The organism is Streptomyces sp. P9(2023), from assembly GCF_032436795.1.
In the GTDB taxonomy this organism is placed as follows: Bacteria; Actinomycetota; Actinomycetes; order Streptomycetales; family Streptomycetaceae; genus Streptomyces.
On the sequence record NZ_JAUPWM010000348.1, the window covers coordinates 1 to 288 of the forward strand.

The 288-nt window shown below is 51.0% G+C and carries 1 protein-coding gene; it reads right to left on the reverse strand.

Annotation, left to right across the window (positions count from 1 at the left end):
• Positions 1 to 254: hypothetical protein (locus Q5762_RS37900; RefSeq protein WP_315896857.1), on the reverse strand; the 254-nt coding region annotated here is incomplete at its 3' end.
• Positions 255 to 288: the final 34 nt, after the last annotated feature.

Sequence of the window (288 nt, forward strand, 5' to 3'; positions counted from 1 at the left end):
TTCAGGTATTCCGGCTTGTGGTGAAGGAACGCAATGATGCGGTTATCCCAGTTCTGCGGGATAGCAACGTCATACATGAAATCATCGAAGTGATCTCGCTTGGTTCCATCCAGAACCATACGAAGCCAGATCAGACGAGTTTTCATGGCAGTACCCAGTTCCTGGGTGATTGCACGATCTTCGTCAGCATTACCGTCACAGACGATATGCACAGCCGGATGCAGTTTCTGCTGGCCCACTTCACGTTCCAGCACGAGCTTGTAAGCTGCGACTGTCACCATAGGCAGA